The organism is uncultured Streptomyces sp., assembly GCF_947488945.1.
Lineage (GTDB): Bacteria > Actinomycetota > Actinomycetes > Streptomycetales > Streptomycetaceae > Streptomyces.
Genome location: NZ_CANLBS010000004.1, coordinates 344,076 through 360,980, shown reverse-complemented (window position 1 = coordinate 360,980; position 16,905 = coordinate 344,076). Strand labels below are relative to the sequence as shown.

The 16,905-nt window shown below is 69.4% G+C and carries 16 protein-coding genes and 1 riboswitch; of the genes, 3 read left to right on the top strand and 13 right to left on the bottom strand.

Translation table 11 applies throughout. The annotated features are described in order from the left end of the window. Positions 1–46 precede the first annotated feature (46 nt). From Q0994_RS08280 to Q0994_RS08270, 3 genes are all read right to left on the bottom strand, one after another. Positions 47–1,072: an NlpC/P60 family protein gene (locus Q0994_RS08280; protein WP_299530969.1), complete on the bottom strand. Its 1,026-nt coding sequence runs from the start codon at positions 1,070–1,072 to the stop codon at positions 47–49. 293 nt (positions 1,073–1,365) lie between these two features. Then, the gene (locus Q0994_RS08275) at positions 1,366–2,730 is read right to left on the bottom strand and encodes an NYN domain-containing protein (RefSeq protein ID WP_299530966.1); all 1,365 of its coding nucleotides are present in this window, start codon (positions 2,728–2,730) and stop codon (positions 1,366–1,368) included. Positions 2,731–2,764: 34 nt separating this feature from the next. Beyond that, positions 2,765–3,007, bottom strand: a complete 243-nt coding sequence (locus tag Q0994_RS08270; RefSeq protein ID WP_299530963.1) for a hypothetical protein — start codon at positions 3,005–3,007, stop codon at positions 2,765–2,767. A 173-nt stretch (positions 3,008–3,180) separates the two neighbouring features. On the opposite strand from Q0994_RS08270, the gene Q0994_RS08265 reads away from it, so the two are divergent. Both Q0994_RS08265 and Q0994_RS08260 read left to right on the top strand, forming a co-directional pair. Next, complete coding sequence (locus tag Q0994_RS08265) at positions 3,181–3,933, top strand: rhomboid family intramembrane serine protease (protein ID WP_299530960.1); 753 nt, start codon at positions 3,181–3,183, stop codon at positions 3,931–3,933. Next, positions 3,930–4,211 (top strand): Lrp/AsnC family transcriptional regulator, encoded by a 282-nt coding sequence (locus tag Q0994_RS08260; protein ID WP_299530958.1) that lies wholly within the window; start codon positions 3,930–3,932, stop codon positions 4,209–4,211. The genes Q0994_RS08265 and Q0994_RS08260 overlap by 4 nt, the downstream gene beginning before the upstream one ends. 86 nt (positions 4,212–4,297) lie before the next feature. On the opposite strand, the gene Q0994_RS08255 is transcribed toward Q0994_RS08260, so the two are convergent. The 6 genes from Q0994_RS08255 to Q0994_RS08230 form a co-directional block, all read right to left on the bottom strand. Continuing rightward, on the bottom strand, positions 4,298–5,692 hold the full coding sequence (locus Q0994_RS08255; RefSeq protein WP_299530954.1) for an aminotransferase class V-fold PLP-dependent enzyme: 1,395 nt from the start codon (positions 5,690–5,692) through the stop codon (positions 4,298–4,300). Positions 5,693–5,866: 174 nt separating this feature from the next. Continuing rightward, a riboswitch (SAM riboswitch) is annotated at positions 5,867–5,984 on the bottom strand. Positions 5,985–6,080: 96 nt separating this feature from the next. Beyond that, positions 6,081–7,145 carry an anthranilate phosphoribosyltransferase gene (trpD, locus tag Q0994_RS08250; protein ID WP_299530952.1) on the bottom strand — a complete coding sequence of 355 codons (1,065 nt, stop codon included), beginning with the start codon at positions 7,143–7,145 and terminating at the stop codon, positions 6,081–6,083. A gap of 124 nt (positions 7,146–7,269) precedes the next feature. Next, the gene (locus Q0994_RS08245; protein WP_299530950.1) at positions 7,270–8,895 is read right to left on the bottom strand and encodes a ubiquinol-cytochrome c reductase cytochrome b subunit; all 1,626 of its coding nucleotides are present in this window, start codon (positions 8,893–8,895) and stop codon (positions 7,270–7,272) included. After that, positions 8,892–9,944, bottom strand: coding sequence for a ubiquinol-cytochrome c reductase iron-sulfur subunit (locus tag Q0994_RS08240; RefSeq protein ID WP_299530948.1), 1,053 nt, complete (start codon positions 9,942–9,944; stop codon positions 8,892–8,894). The genes Q0994_RS08245 and Q0994_RS08240 overlap by 4 nt, the downstream gene beginning before the upstream one ends. Next, positions 9,941–10,750: a c-type cytochrome gene (locus tag Q0994_RS08235; protein ID WP_299530946.1), complete on the bottom strand. Its 810-nt coding sequence runs from the start codon at positions 10,748–10,750 to the stop codon at positions 9,941–9,943. The genes Q0994_RS08240 and Q0994_RS08235 overlap by 4 nt, the downstream gene beginning before the upstream one ends. A gap of 55 nt (positions 10,751–10,805) precedes the next feature. Next, a complete protein-coding gene (locus Q0994_RS08230) occupies positions 10,806–11,426 on the bottom strand; it encodes a heme-copper oxidase subunit III (RefSeq protein WP_299530943.1) in 621 nt (206 codons plus the stop codon). A 229-nt stretch (positions 11,427–11,655) separates the two neighbouring features. On the opposite strand from Q0994_RS08230, the gene Q0994_RS08225 reads away from it, so the two are divergent. Further along, on the top strand, positions 11,656–12,057 hold the full coding sequence (locus Q0994_RS08225) for a hypothetical protein (protein WP_299530940.1): 402 nt from the start codon (positions 11,656–11,658) through the stop codon (positions 12,055–12,057). Positions 12,058–12,172: 115 nt separating this feature from the next. Here Q0994_RS08225 and Q0994_RS08220 read toward each other — a convergent pair whose 3' ends face one another. The 4 genes from Q0994_RS08220 to coxB all read right to left on the bottom strand — a co-directional run bounded on the left by Q0994_RS08220 (position 12,173) and on the right by coxB (position 16,654). Next, a complete protein-coding gene (locus Q0994_RS08220; protein ID WP_299530938.1) occupies positions 12,173–13,438 on the bottom strand; it encodes an Ig-like domain-containing protein in 1,266 nt (421 codons plus the stop codon). A 119-nt stretch (positions 13,439–13,557) separates the two neighbouring features. Further along, positions 13,558–13,956 carry a cytochrome c oxidase subunit 4 gene (locus Q0994_RS08215; RefSeq protein ID WP_299530936.1) on the bottom strand — a complete coding sequence of 133 codons (399 nt, stop codon included), beginning with the start codon at positions 13,954–13,956 and terminating at the stop codon, positions 13,558–13,560. Further along, positions 13,953–15,689: a cytochrome c oxidase subunit I gene (ctaD, locus tag Q0994_RS08210; RefSeq protein WP_299530934.1), complete on the bottom strand. Its 1,737-nt coding sequence runs from the start codon at positions 15,687–15,689 to the stop codon at positions 13,953–13,955. The genes Q0994_RS08215 and ctaD overlap by 4 nt, the downstream gene beginning before the upstream one ends. Continuing rightward, positions 15,686–16,654 (bottom strand): cytochrome c oxidase subunit II, encoded by a 969-nt coding sequence (gene coxB, locus Q0994_RS08205; protein ID WP_299530932.1) that lies wholly within the window; start codon positions 16,652–16,654, stop codon positions 15,686–15,688. Before coxB ends, ctaD begins: the two co-directional genes overlap by 4 nt. Positions 16,655–16,905 lie beyond the last annotated feature (251 nt).

Sequence of the window (16,905 nt, the reverse complement as noted above, 5' to 3'; positions counted from 1 at the left end):
GGGGCGGGGCGTCAGCGAGGGGTGCGGCGATTCGCCCGTTCGGGCGTCAGATGCGGACGCCCACCTGGAAGGAGCCGATGGTGTTCATCGACTCGTAGCGGACGTAGGCGCCCGGCTTCGGGGCGTGCACCACCTGGTTGTTGCCCGCGTACAGGGCGACGTGCGAGGTGTTGTTGAAGAAGACCAGGTCGCCGGGCTTCAGCGCGCTGCGGCCGATCTGGGTGCCCTCGTTGATCTGCGTGTACGTGGTGCGGGTGATGTTGACGCCGGCCTGGCCGTACGCCCACTGGGTCAGCCCGGAGCAGTCGAACGAGTAAGGGCCGCTGCCGCCGGAGACGTACGGCTTGCCGATCTGGGTGGCGGCGGCGCTGAGGGCGGCGGCGCCGCGGGCGGAGGCGGGGACCTCGCTGCCGAGGTCGACCCGGTCGCCGGCGGCGCGGCTGGCGCGCTGCTCCTCCTGGGCCATCTTGGCGCGCTCGGCGGCGGTGAGGGTGTTCAGCACCTCACGGGCGTCGGCGAGCTTGCTCTGGTACTTCTTCTTGTTCGCGCCGAGGGCCTTGCGGACCTCGGCCAGCTCGGAGAGCTTCGACTGCGCTTCCTTGCGCTCCTGCGCCAGGGTGCGCTGCTTGGCCTGGATCTTCTGCAGCGACTCGGCCTGCTTGGCGGTCAACTGGTCCAGGGCCGAAGCCTGTTCGAGGAAGCTGTCCGGGTCGGACGCGAGGAACAGCTGAAGCGACGGGTCCATGCCGCCGGTGCGGTACTGCGCCGTCGCTATGGAACCCAGCTCGTCCCGGAGGGTGTTGAGGTCGGCCTGCTCGCGGGCGACCTTGTCCTGGAGCGCGTCGACCTGCTTCTTCAGCTTGTCCTGCTGCTCCTTGGCCCCGTTGTACTTCTCGGTGGCCTCTTCCGCCTCGTGGTAGAGCTTGTCGACCTTCGCCTTCACCTCGGCCTTGGTCGGCTTCGGGTCGGCGTGCGCCGCCTGGGAGGACAGGGCCACGGCTGCGGCGGCGGTCGCGGTGAGCACGGTCACGCGGGTGCGGCTCGGCTGCTTGGGACGACGGTGGGACGCCACGAAGGCGAGCTCCTTCTTCCTCGAGCCGCCTACCGGGTGGTGGGGAAGACGCGATCCCCGGCTCCGCACACATCACGGACACGGCGGTTCCTCCGCTGCCACCCCGGATGGGTGATCAACCGTGCGAAGGTTCGAGGCCTGACCCTAGTGACCAACTTGTGATCAGTTCAAATCCTCACGAGAAAAACTTCGTCACACCCGGCACTTCTTTGCCCTCGACGCACGGCGCGTAGCGGCGAATTGACGGAGCGTTTCCCGGAAAGCGGCATGCCACACATGTCGCCCAGAACGCGTCAGACGCGCGAAAGCCGCTTCAGGAGCAATGCGGACGCCACCGGCCTCGCACCGGCCTTGGCCACGCCGTCCGCCACCTCGCGGTCGGTCGAGACCACCACCACCGGCCGGCCCGTCGGCTCCGCGCGGGCCAGTTGGCGGATCAGCTCGTCGGCGGTCACCCCCGCCTTGCTGAACAGCACCCGGACCCCGCGCGGCGGCGCCAGCAGGACCGGCACGGCCAGCTCGGCGCCGTCGAAGACGCAGGTCATCTCGGCGCCGGTCTGGGCGGCGAGCATGGAGAGCCCGCCCAGCAGCCTCAACCGCTGCTTCTCCAGCGGCATCTGGGGATAGCCGGTCTTGGTGACGTTGTAGCCGTCCACGATCAGATGGGCCTGCGGCAGCGCCAGGAGCTGGTCGAGCAGCGCCGGGTCGGTCTCCGAAAGCGCCCTGGCCGCGATGTCCTTGGGCGACATCCGCCCCGGCTCGACGGCGTCCACACCGTCGGCGGGCCGGATCTCCGACGGCGGCAGGGCGAGCTCCCGGCGCAGGCCCGCCGCCGCGTCCAGCACGGTGTCCAGGAGCAGCCGCAGCCGCATGTCCTCCACCGAGCGCCCCTCGCGGGCGGCCCGGCGGCCCGCCTCGACGGCCGCCTCGGCCTCCGCCAGGCGCGCCTTGAGCCGCCGCGACTCGCTCTCCGCGGCGGAGATCCGGGCACCCGTCTCCGTGCGCACGGCGTCCACCTCGGCGGCCACCTTGCGCAGCGCGGCCTCGCCGCGCTTCAGCTCGCTGTGGGCGCTGCGCAGCTTGCGGTGCAGCGCCTCGGCCTCCTTGCGGGCGGCGTCCAGCTCGGCCCGGAGCCGCTCGGTCTCCGCACGGGTCTGGCCGCGCGCCTGGTCCAGCTCCTCGCGCAGCCGGTCCCGTTCGCGGCGGACCTCCTCGTCGGCGCGCTCGGCGTCGGCGCGCTGGACCTCCTCGCCGGCGGACTGGACCAGCTTGACCCAGCCCGTCGGGCGCAGCACGTAGGCCGCGGCGGCGACGTCCAGCGGGTCGGCGGCGGCGGGCGGCGAGCCGGCCTCCAGCGCGGCGGCCAGCTCGGGCTGGGCCTGCGCGATCCGCTCGCCGATCCGCTGCCGGAACCGGGCGTCGCTCTCCAGCGCGGCGGCCATCGCGTTCCCGGCGAACTTGGCCCGCCGGGTCGGGGTGAAGCGGGCGTACTGCCGCAGCTGGGCGGGCAGTTCACCCACGGTCAGGCCGCCGAAGGCGTCCGCCGCCAGCTGGACGACCTTGCGCCGGACCCCTTCGGGCAGCGGGCGGTCGAGCGCCTCGACGACGCCGTCGGCCTCGCCGGCCGGATCAGCGCCGCTCGTCGGCTGCTCCACCATCCGTCACCCCATCGTGTCGTGAGTGCGGCTCCCTTCAGGAACCGCCACCCGGCCTGTCCACCAGTTCGATCTGGTCCACGGCGTTGCACCAACGGCAGCGGACCGACTCGATGGTCTCACTGACCACCTCCCGCTCCTCGACACTCGCGTCACCGGCCAGGTCGAGGTGGACGTACTCCACCACCTTCGACGAACGCGTCACGTCGAAGCGCGTGAGGTTGCCGCACAGGGTGCAGCGCCAGCGGGTCGTGTCGGTCGGCTGGGGAACCGTCGTCATCGTTGCCGTCCTTCTCGTTCGTACGGGTGCGGGTGCGGGGCCTGGCGGGAGCCGTGCCCGCCGTGCGCCGTCGGACCGCGGATGCCCCTGGGAGTAACCCTACGGCCTCGCGCATACCCGTCGGCACGGCATGGCGGCCCGTTCCCGGCTGCCCCGTGGGCCATGATCCGTACATGATCGAACGGCGGGCGGGCGGCTGGCGGGACGTGAGGGCGAGGCTCCGGCCGCTGGCCGGGGCGGGCGGATCACCGGTCACCTACGGGCTGATCGCTCTCTGCGTCGTCGTCTTCCTGCTCAGCCCGCTCTCCGGCTTCAACCGGGCCTACGGCACCGCCGACGCGCTGCTCGCCGCGCAGGCCGGGTATTTCGAGCGGTGGGGCGTCATCCCGTCCGAGCTGTGGCACGGCTCGGCGTCCGCCCTGCTCACCCCGCTGACCGCGCTGTTCGTGCACGGGAGCTGGCTGCACCTGCTGGGCAACCTGCTCTTCCTCTACGTGTTCGGCGCGATGGCGGAGGAGCGGATGGGGCACCTGGCGTTCGCCCTCTTCTACCTCGTCTGCGGCTATCTGGCGCTGGTCTGCTACGCCGCCGCCCACGCCGATTCCGGCCAGACGCTGGTCGGGGCCTCGGGGGCGATCTCCGCGGTGCTCGGCGCGTTCCTCCGGCTCTTCCCCCGCGCCCGCGTCACCAGCCTCTTCCCCTTCCTCCTCTTCCTGCCGCTGCGCTTCCCCGCCTGGATCGTGCTGGTGTTCTGGTTCGTGCTCCAGTGGCTGGCGGCGCGGAACGCGAGCGCGGGTCCGGGCGTCGCCTATCTCGCCCATGTGGCGGGGTTCGCGGCCGGCTTCCTCTACGCCTGGGGGCGCTACCGGGGTGGGGCTAGAGTGAAGGTTCCAGCCACGGCCACCGAGGGAGAAAGCCAGCCGTGATCACCGCGATCGTGCTCATCAAAACCAGCGTGGACCGGATTCCGGAGATCGCCGAGGCCATCAGCGCGCTGGAGAACGTCAGCGAGGTCTACTCCGTCACCGGCACCTACGATCTGATCGCGATGGTCCGGGTCGCCGACCACGACCACCTCGCCGACGTCATCCCCGGCCGGATCAGCAAGATCCCCGGCGTCGAGGCCACCGACACCCATGTGGCGTTCCGCACCTACTCGGAACACGACCTGGAGGCGGCCTTCGCCATCGGGCTGGACGCCTGACCTTCCGGCGCCGCACGCACGGCCGGGGCCGGGCGGGGAGAGGACTCCCCCGCCCGGCCCCGGCGTTGTTCCGGCGTACCGCTCCGTCAGACCTGCGACTCGCCGCGGTCCGGCACGCAACGGCCGCCCTCGGTGCGGTACTTCCAGCGGGCGCCGTCGTTCACCAGTTCGGCGACCGCGCGGAGGAAGCGCTCCACGTGCTCGTCGGGGGTGCCGGCGCCGAAGCTGACCCGGATGGCGTTGAGCGAGAGCTCGCCCGGCCCGCCCTCGGGGGCGCCGCACTCGCCCGGGTCCTGCGGGTCGCTGCCGAGCAGGGTGCGCACCAGCGGGTGGGCGCAGAACAGTCCGTCGCGGACGCCGATGCCGTACTCGGCGGAGAGGGCGGCGGCGAAGTGGGAGCTGTTCCAGCCCTCCACCACGAAGGAGATCACGCCGACCCGGGGGGCGTCGTCGCCGAACAGCGAGAGCACCTTCACCTGGGGAACGGCGGCCAGGCCCGCGCGGACCTTCGCGACCAGGGCCTGCTCGCGGGCGACCAGCGAGTCGAATCCGGCCTCGGTGAGGGCCTTGCAGGCGGAGGCGATGGAGTAGACGCCGATGACGTTCGGCGAACCGGCCTCGTGGCGGGCGGCGGTGGTGTGCCACGCGACCTCCACGCCGCCGTCGGCGCGGCGGGCGACCTGGCGGGAGGCGCCGCCGCCCGCCAGGTAGGGCTCGGCCGCCACCAGCCAGTCGGCGCGGCCGGCCAGGACGCCCGAGCCGAACGGCGCGTAGAGCTTGTGGCCGGAGAACGCGACCCAGTCGACGTCGAGTTCGGCGATGTCCACCGGGTGGTGCGGGGCGAGCTGGGCGGCGTCCAGCACGATCCGTGCGCCGTGGGCGTGCGCGGCGGCGGCCAGTTCGCGTACCGGCCACAGCTCGCCGGTGACGTTGGAGGCGCCGGTGACGCAGACCAGGGCCGGGCCGTGGGGGTCGCGGGCGGCCAGCGCGCGCTCCAGGGTGTCGACGGCCTGCTGCGGGGTGCGCGGGGCGTCGAGGTAGGTGACGTCGGCGTCGCGCCAGGGCAGCAGCGAGGCGTGGTGCTCGGTCTCGAAGACGAAGACCTGGCAGCCGGCCGGCAGCACCGCGGCGAGCAGGTTGAGGGAGTCCGTGGTGGAGCGGGTGAAGACGACCTGGTCGTCGGCGCGGCAGCCGAGGAACTCCGCGACGGTGGCGCGGCTGTTCTCGAAGAGGTCGGTGGAGAGCTGCGAGAGGTAGCCGGCGCCGCGGTGGACGCTGCCGTAGTACGGCGCGTAGGCCGCCACGTCGTCCCAGACCCGCTGGAGGGCCGGGGCACTGGCCGCGTAGTCGAGGGCCGCGTAGGTGACTTCGCCGCCGGTCACGAGCGGGACGGTGACGTCCTTGCCGAGCACCGGCAGCGGTGCACAGAGCGGCGCGTCGGAGGCGGCGGAGGCGACGGAGGCAGCGGAGGACACGGACATGACGAACTCCCGGAGAAGGCAGACGAATTCACCGCGGCGCCGGACACGCGGCAGCACGGAGGAAGGAAAGGAAGAGCGCGGAGAAGGGCGGTACGCCCTAGCGCATTCGCTTGCTCACAGAAGGCTCCCTAGGGACCAGGACCCCGGGGGCTGGCATACATCGATGCCGGGAGGGGCCCGCGCTTGCCGCAGACCTCGCTGCCTGCGGCCTGGTCTTCACCCGGGGCACCCCGCCACGGACGGAGGGTTGCCGGACAGCGGGCCGGGGCCGTAGTCGCTGTCACTCATGACCTGCCAGCATCTTGCCACACACGCCAGGACGCGCAAGGGCGCAGTCCGCCATCCGGACTGCGCCCCCGGTCACCTCACCGCCGTGCCCGGCCGCCGTTCAGGCGTTGCTGGCCGCCACCCAGCGCTCCAGGGCGCTCTTGGCGGCCCCCGAGTCGACCGACTCCGCGGCGGCGGTGATCTTCGCGGCGATCTGCTCGGCCAGCGGCGCGTCGGTGGGGTCCAACGCCACCAGGGCCGCTGCCGAGTTGAGCAGCACCGCCTCGCGCACCGGTCCGCGTTCGCCGTCCAGCAACCGCCGGGCGACGTCCGCGTTGTACGCCGGGTCGGCGCCGCGCAGCGCCTGGACCGGCACCAGCTCCAGGCCCACCGACCGCGGGTCGAAGGCCTCCTCGCGCACCGAGCCGTCCCGCACCACCCAGACCCGGGAGGTGGCGGTGGTGGTCAGCTCGTCCAGCCCGTCGTCGCCCCGGAAGACGAGCGCGGAGTTGCCCCGCTCGGCGAGCACACCGGCCACGATCGGGGCCATCCGGACGTCCGCCACACCCACCGCCTGGGCGCGCACGTGCGCCGGGTTGGTGAGCGGACCGAGGATGTTGAAGGTGGTCTGCGTGCCGAGCTCCTTGCGCGCGCGGGCCGCGTACCGCAGGGCGGGGTGGAACTTCACGGCGAAGCAGAAGGTGATGCCGGCCTCCTCGGCGACCTCGGCGACCCGCTCCGGGGTGAGGTCGAGGTTGACGCCGAGCTTCTCCAGCACGTCGGAGGCGCCGCTCGCGGAGGAGGCGGAGCGGTTGCCGTGCTTGACGACCTTCGCTCCGGTGCCGGCGATCACGATCGCCGACATGGTGGAGATGTTGACGGTCTTCGCCAGGTCGCCGCCGGTGCCCACGATGTCCACCGTGCGGCCGGGCACCTCGATGGTCCGGGCGTGCGCGTACATCGCCCGCACCAGGCCGCTGACCTCGTCCACCGTCTCGCCCTTGGCGCGCAGGGCCACGGCGAAGCCGGCGATCTGCACGTCGGTCGCCGACCCGCTCATGATGCGGTCCATCGCCCACGCCGTGGCGTCGGCGCTGAGGTCCTCGCCGCGCATCAGGGGGGTCAGCACGCCGGGCCAGGAACGGTCCGCCACGCTGTCGCCGCCGATCGGGGTCACAACGTTCATGGTCCGCTCCAGGGTCCACAGCCGGTACAGGGTCTACCGCCCCACCCTATCGAGACCCGGAGCACGCGAAGAGCCCCGTCCGGCGGGCGGACGGGGCTCCTGCTGTGGCGATCAGTTCAGGTGATCAGTGGTGACCGTGGCCGCTGGTGATCTCCTTGTACTCCTCCGCCGTGGGCTTGGCGATCTGGTTGTCCTCGCCGTAGTAGCCCTTGCTGAGCTTGGCGCGCAGCTTCTGCGTGACGGGCACCTTGCGCTCGACGCCGTTCTCGTCGACCGTCGGGCCGATCTCGAGCGGCTTGTACTGCTCGTGCGCGGTGAGCGTGTGCAGCTGGGCCGGCGACAGCGGCTCGTGGACCTCGACGAACTCACCGTGCGGCAGGCGCTTGATGAGGCCGGACTCGCGCCCGTGCAGCACCTTGTCCCGGTCCCGGCGCTGGAGGCCCAGGCAGATCCGCTTGGTGGCGATGAACGCGAGCACCGGTCCGACGAAGAAGAAGATCCGGACGAACCAGGAGATGGAGTTCAGCGACAGGTGGAAGTGGGTGGCCCACAGGTCGTTGCCACCGCCGACGAGGCCGATGAAGTACGCCGTGATCCAGGCGACGCCGAACGCGGTCCGGGTCGGGGCGTTGCGCGGGCGGTCCAGGATGTGGTGCTCGCGCTTGTCCCCGGTGACCCACGACTCGACGAAGGGGTAGACCGCGATGACGGTCAGCACCAGGCCGAACAGGACCAGCGGGATGAAGACGCCCAGGACCAGCGTGTGGCCCCAGAGGTTGATCTCCCAGCCCGGCATGACACGGACCAGACCCTCGGCGAAGCCCATGTACCAGTCGGGCTGGGCGCCCGTGGACACCTGGTCCGGGCGGTACGGGCCGATGGCCCAGATCGGGTTGATCGAGGCGATGCCCGCGACGACCGCGATGACGCCGAAGACCAGGAAGAAGAATCCGCCGGCCTTCGCCATGTACACCGGCAGCAGGGGCATGCCGACGACGTTCTTGTTGGTCTTGCCGGGACCCGCGAACTGCGTGTGCTTGTGGTAGAAGACCAGGATCAGGTGGCCCACCAGCAGCCCGAGCATGATGCCCGGCAGCAGCAGGATGTGGATCGAGTAGAACCGGGCGACGAAGTCGCCGCCGGGGAACTCCCCGCCGAACAGGAACATCGAGATGTACGTGCCGACGATCGGCACGGACAGGATCGCGCCCTGCGTGAAGCGGACACCGGTGCCGGAGAGCAGGTCGTCCGGGAGCGAGTAACCGGTGAACCCGGTGAACATGCCGAGGACGAACAGCAGGAAGCCGAACAGCCAGTTGATCTCGCGCGGCTTGCGGAAGGCGCCCGTGAAGAAGACGCGCATCATGTGCACGAACATCGCGGCCAGGAAGATCAGCGCGGCCCAGTGGTGGATCTGGCGGACCAGCAGGCCACCGCGGACGTCGAAGCTGATGTCCAGCGTCGAGGCGTACGCCTCCGACATCCGGATGCCCTGCATCGGCTCGTACGAGCCGTGGTACACGACCTCGTTCATGCTCGGGTGGAAGAACAGCGTCAGATACACACCCGTGAGGATGATGATGATGAAGCTGTAGAGCGCGACCTCGCCGAGCATGAAGGACCAGTGGTCCGGGAAGATCTTGCGCATGTTGGCCTTGGCCAGGCCGTAGATGCCCAGCCGGCCGTCGGCCCAGTCCGCCACCCGCTCACCGGCGGGCGCTTTGCGCTGTGTGTCGGTCGTAGTACTCATCCGCGCTCCCAGAAGGCAGGGCCGACGGGCTCGTCGAAGTCACCGAGCGCTTCGAGGTTGCCCTCGCTGTTCACGCCGATCCGCAGCTGCGGGAGGGCGTGACCGGCCGGACCGAAGATGACGCGGGCGCCGTCGGAGAGGTCGAAGGTGGACTGGTGGCACGGGCAGAGCACGTGGTGCGTCTGCTGCTCGTACAGGCTGATCGGGCAGCCGACGTGGGTGCAGATCTTCGAGAAGGCGACGATGCCCTCGTGCGCCCACTCGCGCTCGCGCTTGTCCTTGATGTCGTCCGGCTCGATGCGGATGATCATCAGGGCGGCCTTGGCGATCTGCGTCTGGAAGTCGTGCGCGTCCTCCTCCAGGCCCTCGGGCATGGCGAAGGTGAGCGAACCGACGACGACGTCCTCGGGGCGCAGCGGCTCATTGGTGTTCATGTTGATGAGCTGCTTGCCCTTGGCCCACAGGGTGGTGCGGAGCTTCTTCTCCGGCAGCGGACCGAGGTCGCGCAGGAGGACCACGCCGGCGAGCGGCACCAGGGCCAGCGCGCCGAACATGGTGGTGCGGATCAGCTTGCGACGGCCGATCACCGACTCCTCGGCGCCGGCCTTGAAGTCCGCGAGGACCTTGGCCTTGACCTCGGGGGCCGCCTCGATGGCGTGCCGCTCGTCGGCGACCTCCACGTCGGACATCAGGGTGCGCGCCCAGTGGACGGCGCCCGCGCCGATCGCGAACAGCGCCACGCCGAGCGTCAGGCCCAGCGAAAAGTTGAGCGCGCTGACGTGACCGAACGGCCAGATGTAGACGATCTTGTCGACCGGGAAGATGACGTACGAGGCGATGAAGCCGACCGTCGCCAGCATCGACAGGATGAAGAGGTACGCGACGACCCGCTCGGAGCGGTTCGCGGCGCGTTCGTCGATGTCCTGGATGCGCGGCCGGTGGGCGGGCAGCCCCGGGTCGGCGAACGGGTCGTCCGTACCCTCCACCGCGGTGTGCGCGGTGTCCTGCTCTGCGGGCAGGTGCTTCTGTGGAATCTCTTGGCTACTCATGACTTCTTGGCCTTAGCGGTGTGGGCCGCGACCCAGACGGCGACTGCGACCAGGAGGCCCAGCCCGAAGATCCACGCGAACAGACCCTCGCTGACCGGTCCGAGGCCGCCGAGCGACAGGCCGCCCGGGGACTCGGTGTCCTCACCGTTCACGGTCTTGATGTACGCGATGATGTCCTTCTTCTGCTGCTCCGGCATCGTCGAGTCGGGGAAGGAGGGCATGTTCTGCGGGCCGGTCTGCATGGCCTCGTAGATGTGCTTCTCGCTCACGCCTTCGAGGTCCGGTGCGTACTTGCCGTGCGTGAGCGCGCCGCCCTCACCCGTGAAGTTGTGACACTGGGCGCAGTTGGTGCGGAACAGTTCGCCGCCCTTGGCGATGTCGGCGCCTTCGGGGTCGACCTGGTTCTCGGTCGGCGTGATCGGACCGGCGCCGAGCGACGAGACGTACGCCGCGAGCTGGTCGATCTCGGCCTGGTTGTAGATGACCTTCTTCTTCGGTACCTGCGGACCCGGCTGCTGCGCGGGCATGCGGCCGGTACCGACCTGGAAGTCAACGGCGGCGGAACCCACGCCGACAAGCGAAGGCCCGTCGGATGTGCCCTGACCGCCGGTTCCGTGGCAGCTGGCGCAGCCTACGGAGTACAGCTTCTTGCCCTCCTCGATGGCGAGGGACTGGGCGGTTTCGTCGGCCTGCGCCTTGCCCGCAGGCGCAAACGCGGCGTACAGCCCCCCGGTAGCCGCCAGCGCGAGGAGTAGTACGACGACCGCCGCCAGCGGATGGCGTCGTCGTGCGGAGAGCTTTTTCACGGATTACCCCGGTGTCAGGATCTTCTGCGTCGATGGTGGGTGGGTGCGAGCCCGGTTACTTGATCATGTAGATCGTCGCGAACAGGCCGATCCATACGACGTCGACGAAGTGCCAGTAGTAGGACACGACGATGGCGGCGGTCGCCTGTTCGTGGGTGAACCTCTTGGCCGCGTATGTCCTGCCGAGAACGAGCAGGAAGGCGATGAGTCCGCCTGTCACATGCATGCCGTGGAAGCCGGTGGTCAGGTAGAACACCGAGCCGTACGGGTCGGAGGACAGGGAGAGCCCCGCCTCCTTGACCAGCTCGGTGTACTCCAGGACCTGGCCGCCGATGAAGATCGCACCCATGACGAAGGTGATGATGAACCAGGTGCGGAGCTTCTTCACGTCGCCCCGCTCCGCGGCGAACACGCCGAGCTGACAGGTGAGAGAGGAAAGCACCAGGATCGTGGTGTTCGTCGCCGAGAACGGGAAGTTCAGATGATGAGCCATCTCCTTCCAGTGGTCGGGTCCCATCACCGATCGCAGGGTGAAGTACATCGCGAAGAGGGCCGCGAAGAACATCAGCTCGGAACTCAACCAGATGATGGTTCCGACGCTGGTGAGGTTCGGTCGATTGACCGACGGGTGCGCGTGCCCGGTTTCTACTGTCGTTGCTGTCGCCACGACCGACATTATGTCGGTCGCTTATCCCGCCCTCACTCCCGGGGGTGCCGTTCGGAGTGTCCGCGCCGTCGATCAGGGCCGAACCCTCCCCCGAACGGCCCAGTGGAAGACCGTCCTTACCGGTGCTGACAGGCCGTGGGCGGGAGTACGATCCGCGCATCGGTCCGCCGCCCGGCGGGACCGCGGGACGCCTCGGCCGCCCCACGCCCCTCAAGGACACAGACGTCACGGAGGAACAATGCAGCCCACCGCCACGGTCCTGGTCTACAGCGACGACGCCCACATCCGCGAACAGGTGAGGCTGGCGGCGGGCCGCAGGCCGGCGGCGGACGTGCCGCCGGTGGAGTTCCTGGAGTGCGCGACGCTGCCCGCGGTCCTGGAGGCGCTGGACAACGGCGGGATCGACGTCTGCGTGCTCGACGGCGAGACCGCGCCGGTCGGCGGGATGGGCGTGTGCCGGCAGATCAAGGACGAGATCTTCCGCTGCCCGCCGGTGCTGCTGCTCATCGGGCGCCCGCAGGACGCCTGGCTGGCCACCTGGAGCCGCGCGGACGCCGCCGTGACCCTGCCGGTCGAGCCGGTGGAGTTCGCGGACGCCCTGGCCGCGCTGCTGCGCGCCCGGCTCGCCGTGGGGGCCTGACCCCCTCCTGACACCCCGTCGCCCCCACCGCCGCGGGTGGGGGCCCCGAGGGCCGTACCGGCCGTACGGGGCCCGTACGCTCCGTGTCCGTCCCGGGCGGCGCATCCCCCCGGCTCTAGACCTGGGGCCGCAGGCGCGCGGTCTCGACGCTGTTCGCACCGGTGTCCGCGCGTCCCCCGCCCCCGCCGTGGACGGCGCTGCCCTTCTGCCACTCCTCCCACGACAGGTTCCAGTCGCCGAACCCGTTGTCGAAGGGGGTCATGGTCTCCCCCTCGCTGTGGGTGACCTCGACGATGTCGCCCTCGCGCACGGTGTCGAAGAACCATTCGGCGTTGCTGGTCGACATCCCGGTGCAGCCGTGGCTGACGTTGGCGTTGCCCTGGGAGCCGGTCGACCACGGCGCGGCGTGCACGTACTCCCCGCTCCACGTCACCCGGGTGGCGTAGTAGACGGGCAGGTCGTAGGACTCCGAGCTGCCCTCGGCGATGCCGACGGTCTCGCCGCGCATCTGGACGAAGTACTCCTTGCCGAGGACGACTTTGATGCCGTTACGGGTGGAAAAGCCCGGTTTGCCGGTGGTCACCGGGATGGTGTTGATCACTTCTCCGTTGCGCAGCACGGTCATCTCGTGCGCGGAGGCGTCGGTGACCGCCTCGATCCGGTCGCCGATGGCCAGCTTCAGCGGGGCGGTGCCCGCGCCGTACAGGGTGTCGGTCACCTTGATGCCCTTGAGCTTGCTGGTGACCTCGACGGTGGCCCGCGCGGGCCAGTAGTCCTGCGGCCGGTAGTGCAGGATCTTGTCGTCCACCCAGTACCAGGAGCCGGTCACGGCGGGGGTGGAGCGGACGCGCAGGGCGCGCTCGACCGTCGCGCGGGCGGCCTTGCCGGTCACCGGGGCGCTCAGTTCGGCGGTGACGGGCTGCCCGACGCCGTAAGTGCCCTTCTGCGGGCCGAACGTGACGTTCAGGAGCTTCTTGGGCGAAGCGGTGTCGAAGGACAGCGTGCGGCCGCCCGGGGAGCCGTCGGTGTTCTCGGTGGAGACCTTCACCGTGTAGCGGGTCCCGGCGGCCAGCGGGGCCGTGGAGTGCCAGCGCCTGCCGTCCGCGGTCAGCTCGCCGGCCAGGTGCCGGCCGTCCGCGTCCACCGCCGTCACGTCGGTGATGCGGCCGTCGTCATCCTTGACGGTGACTTCCAGCGGCTTGTCGGGGTCGACCTTCCTGCTGTCGTCCGGGGCGTTGAAGGAGACCTGGTCCGCCGCGTCGAAGGGCTTCGCCGAGAGCGGGTGACCGTCGGACTCCCCACAGGCGGTCGCACCGGCGGCCAGGGTCACGACCAGCAGGGTGCAACTCACTACGGTGCGGATGCGCGGCGTGTGGTTCATAGCCGACACGCTAGGAAGGTTCGCGCGTTCCAGCGCGGCGGGAGACTGCGAACGAGGGCCCGTTCCACTCGACTGGCGAGTGTCGCGGGCCCTCGTGAGGCGGTGCTGGTGAAGCCGTGCTACTGGGTGCGGTTCTCACCGCGGTAGTACTCGAAGACCCAGCCGAAGAGGCCGATCAGCAGCAGCGGGGCCGAGAAGTAGATCAGCCACCAGCCGACGGCCACACCGAGGAAGGCGAAGGCGCCGCCGATCGACAGCGCGAGCGGCTGCCAGCTGTGCGGGGAGAAGAACCCCACGTCGCCGGCCTCGTCCGCGACGTCGGCCTCCTTGTTGTCCTGGGCCATGGCGTCGACCCGGTTGGCCGTGAAGGCCAGGTAGAAGCCGATCATGATGGCCAGGCCGAACGCCAGCACGAGCGCCGTGGTGCCCACCGGCTCCCTCGACCACACGCCGTACGTGATGGCCATGGCGAGGATGAAGACGCTCAGCCAGATGAACAACTTGCCCTGGATCTTCACTTGCCTGCCTCCTTACCGCCTGCGAGAGCCTTGTCGTCCTCGGAGATGTGGTCGAGCTGCTCCAGAGCGGTGATCTCCGGGTGGTGCAGGTCGAACGCCGGGGACTCGGAACGGATCCGCGGCAGGGTGATGAAGTTGTGGCGCGGCGGCGGGCAGGACGTCGCCCACTCCAGGGAGCGGCCGTAGCCCCACGGGTCGTCGACCTCGATCTTCTTGCCGTACTTGGCGGTCTTCCAGACGTTGTAGAAGAACGGCAGGATCGACAGACCGAGCAGGAACGAGGAGATCGTCGAGATCGTGTTCAGCGCGGTGAAGCCGTCGGCGGCGAGGTAGTCCGCGTAGCGCCGCGGCATGCCCTCGGCGCCGAGCCAGTGCTGCACCAGGAACGTGCCGTGGAAGCCGATGAACAGCGTCCAGAAGGTGATCTTGCCGAGCCGCTCGTCCAGCATCTTGCCGGTGAACTTCGGCCACCAGAAGTGGAATCCGGCGAACATCGCGAAGACCACGGTGCCGAAGACGACGTAGTGGAAGTGCGCCACGACGAAGTAGGAGTCGGAGACGTGGAAGTCCATCGGCGGCGAGGCCAGGATGACGCCGGTCAGACCACCGAAGGCGAAGGTGATCAGGAAGCCGACCGACCAGAGCATCGGCGTCTCGAAGGACAGGGAGCCCTTCCACATGGTGCCGATCCAGTTGAAGAACTTCACCCCGGTGGGCACCGCGATGAGGAACGTCATGAAGGAGAAGAACGGCAGCAGGACTCCACCGGTGACGTACATGTGGTGCGCCCACACCGTCACCGAGAGGCCGGCGATGGCGATCGTCGCACCGATCAGACCGATGTAACCGAACATCGGCTTGCGGCTGAAGACGGGGATGACCTCACTGACGATGCCGAAGAACGGCAACGCGATGATGTACACCTCCGGGTGCCCGAAGAACCAGAAGAGGTGTTGCCACAGCAATGCCCCGCCGTTGCTGGCGTCGAATACGTGGGCGCCGAATTTACGGTCCGCCTCCAGCGCGAAGAGCGCGGCGGCGAGGACCGGGAAGGCCAGCAGGACCAGCACACCGGTCAGCAGGACGTTCCAGGTGAAGATCGGCATCCGGAACATCGTCATGCCGGGCGCGCGCATGCAGATGATCGTGGTGATGAAGTTGACCGAACCGAGGATCGTGCCGAAGCCCGAGAAGGCCAGACCCATGATCCACATGTCGGCGCCGACGCCCGGCGAGCGGACCGCGTCCGACAGCGGGGAGTAGGCGAACCATCCGAAGTCGGCGGCGCCCTGCGGGGTGAGGAAGCCGGCCACCGCGATGATCGAGCCGAAGAGGTACAGCCAGTAGGCGAACATGTTCAGCCGCGGGAACGCCACGTCGGGCGCGCCGATCTGCAGCGGCATGATCCAGTTCGCGAAACCGGAGAACAGCGGCGTCGCGAACATCAGCAGCATGATCGTGCCGTGCATCGTGAACGCCTGGTTGAACTGCTCGTTCGACATGATCTGCGTGCCCGGACGGGCCAGCTCGGCGCGCATGAAGAGCGCCATGACCCCGCCGATGCAGAAGAACACGAACGACGTGACCAGGTAGAGCGTGCCGATCGTCTTGTGGTCAGTGGTGGTCAGCCACTTGATGACGGTGTTCCCCGGCTGCTTGCGCCGTACCGGCAGCTCGTCCTCGTACGAGTCGTCTGCCGCCGCGGCACCCTGGGATTCGTTGAGGATGCTCACAGTTTGTTCGTCTCCGCATTCCTGGCCGGGTCCGTCTGCTCGATGCCTGCCGGCACGTAGCCCGTCTGACCCTTCTCCGCCAGCTCCTTGAGGTGCTGCTGGTAACGCTCGGGAGAGACGACCTTGACGTTGAAGAGCATCCGGGAGTGGTCGACGCCGCACAGCTCGGCGCACTTGCCCTTGAAGGTGCCCTCCTTGTTCGGAGTGACCTCGAAAGCGTTGGTGTGGCCCGGGATGACGTCCTGCTTCATGAGGAACGGCACCACCCAGAAGGAGTGGATGACGTCACGCGAAGTCAGGACGAAACGGACCTTCTCGCCCTTGGGCAGCCACAGGGTCGGACCCGGGTTGCCGTTCTGCGGGTTGCGGGTACCGGGGATACCCACGTCGTAGACGCCGTTGGCGTCCGACGGGAAGTCCTTGACGTACCGGTCGGGGATCGACGCGAGCTCCTTGGGGACCTCGCCGCCGGTGGAGGGCTCGCCCTCGACCTTCTCGACGTAGTTGAAGGCCCAGCTCCACTGGTAGCCGACCACGTTGATGGTGTGGGCCGGCTTCGAGGAGAGCGTCAGGAGCTTCGACTCGTCGCGCGCGGTGAAGTAGAAGAGCACCGAGACGATGATGAGGGGTACCACTGTGTACAACGCCTCGATGGGCATGTTGTACCTGGTCTGCGGAGGTACCTCCACCTTGGTCCGGCTACGCCGGTGGAAGACGACGCTCCAGAGGATCAGTCCCCAGACCAGGACACCCGTGGCGAGCGCTGCCGCCCACGAGCCCTGCCAGAGGGAAAGGATCCGAGGAGCCTCTTCCGTTACCGGGGTGGGCATACCGAGGCGGGGAAAATCCTCCCAGTTGTATGAACAACCGGAGGCCGTCGCCAGGACCAGGCCCGCAGTCAGCACCTGCGGCAGCTTCCGCCGCATCGGGCGCCGCGACGAGCGGTCGGAGCCGTTGGGACTCACGTAGCGCCTTCCCGAGAGTCTCGCCCGCTTCGGTCGGCGCGTCCCGTGATTTCTCTGGTCGGTCGCCGGCCCTGACGCGGGCAGGGGTTTGGATGTTTATGCGGACCAAACCCTACTGGACGCTATTTGGGGTCGCGCGGGGAGGGTGCCCAACGCGCCGCCCGACTCCCCGAAGGGATGGAATCCCCGCTTCCGGCCGCTGTCTGACGCATCCTCCGCCCCGCCGCCGGACGGCCGCCGCCCGGCGGGGG